Consider the following 4,607-nt stretch of genomic DNA (forward strand, 5'->3'; position numbering starts at 1 on the left):
AAAAAGCGCGACCGGAGCAGAAGGAAAAGAAAGGCAGGCGCGCCTTACATTTGGGAAAGCACCCCGCGGTTAATCCGGCGCAGATAGTAGATGCAGAGGAACACCGAAACGACCTCGGCAATCATAAACGAATACCACACCGCGTTCAAGCCGCCCAGCTTCGCGAGCACCCAGGCGCTGGGCAGAAGCACCACCAGCTGGCGGCCGATGGACATGACCATGGAATACACACCGTTGCCCAGCGCCTGAAAGACCGAGGAGCCCACGATACAGAAGCCCGCAAACAGGAAGCTCCAGCTGATCGCGCGCAGCGCAGGCACGCCGATGGCGAGCATCGTCTCCGACGCTTCAAAGAGCATGAGCAGCCGGTCCGGCATGACCTGCACCACCGCAAAGCCCAGCACCATGATCGTAATCGCAGCCGCCATGCTCAAAAAAATCGTATGCAGCACGCGATCCTTGCGCTTCGCACCGTAGTTATACGCAATAATCGGTACCATGCCGTTATTGAGGCCAAAAACCGGCATAAAGACAAAGCTCTGCAATTTGAAATACACGCCGAATACTGCCACCGCGGTGGAAGAAAAGCCCACCAGAATCAGGTTCATGCCAAACGTCATCACGGAACCGATCGCCTGCATGACCATGGAGGGCACGCCGACGGCGAGAATCTCTCTGACCGTGTGCATATCCAGCCGAAACCCGCGGAATGTAAGGTGCAATTCTCGATTAAACCGATGATTGAGCCAGAAGCCGAACACCGCTGCCGCGATCTGACCGATGACCGTCGCCGCCGCCGCACCTGCGACGCCCATGCGCGGCATGCCCAGCAGGCCAAAAATCAGGATCGGGTCGAGCACGATGTTGAGAACCGCGCCCAAAAGCTGCGTGGTCATCGAATAAAACGTCAAGCCGGTGGAGGTGAGCAGGCGCTCCGAAGCGATCTGCATAAAAAGGCCGAACGAGAAGACACAGCAGATGCGCAGGTAAACGGCACCGCCTTCGACGATTTCCGGCACGTTCGACTGCGCGCGCATGAAGGGCTCCGCCGCCAGCAGGCCGACCAGCAGAAATACGACGTACGCTGCCAGCAGCATGACCACGCCATGCGAAGCCGCCTTATTCACCCGCGCATAGTCCTTCTGACCCAGGCTGCGCGACAAAAGCGCGTTGACGCCGACGCCCAATCCGACAGACGCGGCAATCATCAGCGACTGAATCGGGAAGACCATCGATACGGCCGTCAGTGCGTTCTCGCTCACGCGCGAGACGAAGATGGAATCGACAATATTATAAAGCGCCTGCACCAGCATGGATATCATCATCGGGACGGACATCGTCGCCAGCAGCCTGCCCACCGGCATGGAGCCCATTTTATTTTCTTTCTGACCGTTCATTTCGCGCATACGCATCGTCCTTTCGTAAAAACATTTCGCATTCAAACTAAACGATTATATCCCATACACAGTTATCTGTCAATGCGCAGCCTGCACAAAAAGCGCTGGGCATCGCCCACTGTTTCCTGCGCTTCGCGTTTACCGGATATGAATTTGCCCCCGGTACGGCCAGAAGAACCCGCCCTGCAAAAGCGGAGAAGCGGATTGGGCATTCCGTCCAGCGTCCAGTGCATTCGTCTTCCACGCGGTGCGCGCTCATAAAAAGCGGCCGTCCGGCAAACCGGACGGCGCTGAAAATATGTGAAGCAATACGTGAAGCGCGGGAATCATTCATCAGAACTTGATAAACCAGGTGGACACGTAGCCGACCGCATCGCCAATCTGTACCTTGCACCAGTCCGTACCCTTTTCAAGCACGGTAACAGCCGTACCGACCTTGTATACGTCGATTACCTTTGCGCTCAGGCTCGGGCCGCTGCGGAAGTTGACGATGCTGTTGCCGTTGGGATTCATCAGCCTGGCCGACGTGCTGGAGGACGCAACCTTGACATAACGGGCCATCATGTAACCCGTCTTGCCGTCTACCTCTACCTTATACCACCCGTTGGCGGAAGAAAGAATCTTTACCTTTTTGCCGTTGCGATACTGACCCAGTACCTTGGACGACGTGGACGCGCTCTCACGCAGGAAGAGCACCTGCGTGTCACGCGGGTTGTTGACCACGCCGGTCTGTCCGCTGATGCCGGAGCCGGAATCGCCGCCGCCGGCAGGCGAGGAGGACAGGTACTGCGCGTACATATAGCCGACGTTGCCGCCTACGCTGACCTTATGCCACTTGGTTCCGCGGGCGAGCACCGTGACCTTCGTTCCCTTGGGATAGGACGTGATGATCGCGGACGTATCGTTGGGCTCCTTGCGCAGGTTCAGGCCGCGCGTGTTGGTACGCACATACATGGTGCTGCTGCTGCCCGAGCTGCCGCCGGTCAGATACTTGCTCATCATGTAGCCTTCCTTGCCGTCTACGCTCACACGGCTCCAGTCAATGCCGGCTTCCAGCACTTCGACCCATGTGCCGGACGGATACTGACCCAAAACTGTGGCGTTCTTGGAGGGCTGTTCGCGCAGGTTCAGCACACCGCCCTGAATCATGGCACTTTCGGCCAGGGAAGCAAGCGGCGTCAGGAGCAGAGCGGAAGTCAATGCCGCAGCAGCGGCTCTTTTGTACGACCCGGTAAAGTATTTCTTGTCTTTCATCATTGAAAAAACCTCCTTCATCTTTACGACAGAAGCGGGGGCCGTTTCCGTTTCCGCCTTCACCTGTAAAGACGAGTGGCGTCTTCTATTTATTCCATCATAAGCGTTGGGAATGTTTGACAACGCATTTGCCGGGTACGGCGGCACGTGAAGCAGCTGTACCGCGTATGCCGGCCTGCTCGCCCGGAAAACGCCGGGCTGCGTCCGTCGTCGTTTCCGTATAACCGTAAGCCTGCCAACCGACGGCGCTGTTTTCTGCCGCCCGGGCCAATCCGGCAAATGCCCGTAAGCTCCGGCAACCGCTCGACCAACACGCCGAACGGGCCCGCGCCTTGCAGCCCGTCGCTACCGGATCGGATGCGGTGCGCGCGCGTTTGAATCAACCGCAAAGGCGCTGTTGCACAGCCATGGCGGGGAAATCCTTCCCCCGTCCATACCACCCCCTGACAAAAATTCATCGCGCTCCTGGGCACAACGAATTTTTGTTAGGATTGAATCGGGAGGAACTGCGGTTCCTCCAAACTGCCTGCGTAAAAGGGTGATTGCTCGAAAAATACCCAATTTTCAAGAGGCTGTTGCAATCTTTTCCTTTTTATTCTTGGAAAAAACGTTGCAACAGCCCCCTTGGCAAGCATCCATTCCGTTGTAGCCATTGCATTTACTTAGAACAATAAATTTCAATAGCCTGCTTTACAAATTCAGCCGTACCCTCGCCGCCTACTGTATCAATGTTGTGCTTAAACCGCTCATCATTGACATACATCTGCCCTAATCCACGAAAAATTTCAGCATTACAAGTATAGTAATTACTTGTAATCCAGTTTTGCAAAGCGCCAATTTTCCCCTGTACCGCTTTGTCGGCAGGCGACAACTGCCTGAGTGCTCCGATTTCAATAAACCAATTCATCAGCTGCGATGTTGTTTCGCTAAAATCATATCCGCTCTTTTGCTTCTGCTCATATTCTTGATATTCTCTGGTGTCACCCCATTTCGCTTTGGCTTCCGCCCTGTACTGTTCCATCTCGCTTTTGTCGAAAACGTGAAAGTTCATTTCTCTGACTCCTTTTTTCTGGATTTCACGGGCGAAAGAAATCAGTTCCCCTATGTGCTTATACTGCAATTCCAGCAATTCAATTTGTTGTGTTAGCACTTCTAACGGATCAAAGCTTGAATTGTCAAGAATTGTTTTGATTTCTTTTAGAGGAAACTGCAACTCCCGAAACAGTAAAATATTTTGCAAACGGCTGAGTGCTGTATCGTCATACAACCGATAGACTGCTTGGGTCACTTCTGTAGGCTTCAAAAGGCCAATGGCATCATAATGATGCAGTGTGCGCACACTTACTCCTGTGAGTTTGCTGACTTCATTTACTGTTCGCATAATTATCCCCCCGTGCAAAGAAATTATAAACCATAACGTAACGTCAGAGTCAAGGGGTATAAAAAATTTTTTTGAAACAACGTTCTTGAAACTTCGGCAAAATCGCAAAGTGCCGTGTTGTATATCGCGAGGGGTAACGTGCAACAAAAGCCGCTTTTCGGACGGAATATTGAGCGAGCGAACACAAAGGGTTGGAGATTTTCCAACAAGAGAAAATGCGGTGCATTTTACGGAAAGGGCATCCCCTTGCATACGCTGCGGAGAGGCTTCTTAACGTGAAAATGAAATAGAATGAACAGTCGCATAGCAAAGAGCGGTCTCTTCCCCTAACATGCCTCCCCTTCCAGGGGAGGTGTCGCCGCAGCGACGGAGCGGTCTGTCCCACGCCTGCTGCGCGTAGGCGCATAAAATCGACCGTGTTTTTTCAAAAAAACGCGTCAAACGCTACGCCTGCCTCCTCGGTCTCCAGCGGCATCAATCGCCCCGCTTCCGCCACCCGCCGCGAGACTGGCGGCCTCATCCGCCTCAACGGACGCATAATAAAAGGGCCGCCCAACAAGCGGCCCCGCCCACTA

Annotated in this window: 4 protein-coding genes; all 4 read right to left on the reverse strand. The window is 54.1% G+C overall.

The features are described from left to right. Positions 1 to 44 precede the first annotated feature (44 nt). Entirely contained in the window at positions 45 to 1,412 is a 1,368-nt protein-coding gene (locus ACOYIE_RS09550) for an MATE family efflux transporter (RefSeq protein ID WP_433412658.1), read from the reverse strand. A 318-nt stretch (positions 1,413 to 1,730) separates the two neighbouring features. After that, positions 1,731 to 2,654: an SH3 domain-containing protein gene (locus ACOYIE_RS09555; protein ID WP_433412660.1), complete on the reverse strand. Its 924-nt coding sequence runs from the start codon at positions 2,652 to 2,654 to the stop codon at positions 1,731 to 1,733. A 482-nt stretch (positions 2,655 to 3,136) separates the two neighbouring features. After that, entirely contained in the window at positions 3,137 to 3,304 is a 168-nt protein-coding gene (locus ACOYIE_RS09560; protein WP_433412662.1) for a hypothetical protein, read from the reverse strand. Between the two features lie 5 nt (positions 3,305 to 3,309). After that, complete coding sequence (locus ACOYIE_RS09565) at positions 3,310 to 4,032, reverse strand: MerR family transcriptional regulator (RefSeq protein ID WP_433412664.1); 723 nt, start codon at positions 4,030 to 4,032, stop codon at positions 3,310 to 3,312. Positions 4,033 to 4,607 lie beyond the last annotated feature (575 nt).

Origin of the sequence: Agathobaculum sp., assembly GCF_050946325.1 — a bacterium.
Classification (GTDB): domain Bacteria; phylum Bacillota; class Clostridia; order Oscillospirales; family Butyricicoccaceae; genus Agathobaculum.

Bases quoted from the DNA above. Each gene is read 5' to 3' on its own strand.
- ACOYIE_RS09550 (WP_433412658.1), bottom strand. From the start codon at position 1,412: ATGCGTATGCGCGAAATGAACGGTCAGAAAGAAAATAAAATGGGCTCC.
- ACOYIE_RS09555 (WP_433412660.1), bottom strand. From the start codon at position 2,654: ATGATGAAAGACAAGAAATACTTTACCGGGTCGTACAAAAGAGCCGCT.
- ACOYIE_RS09560 (WP_433412662.1), bottom strand. From the start codon at position 3,304: ATGGCTACAACGGAATGGATGCTTGCCAAGGGGGCTGTTGCAACGTTT.
- ACOYIE_RS09565 (WP_433412664.1), bottom strand. From the start codon at position 4,032: ATGCGAACAGTAAATGAAGTCAGCAAACTCACAGGAGTAAGTGTGCGC.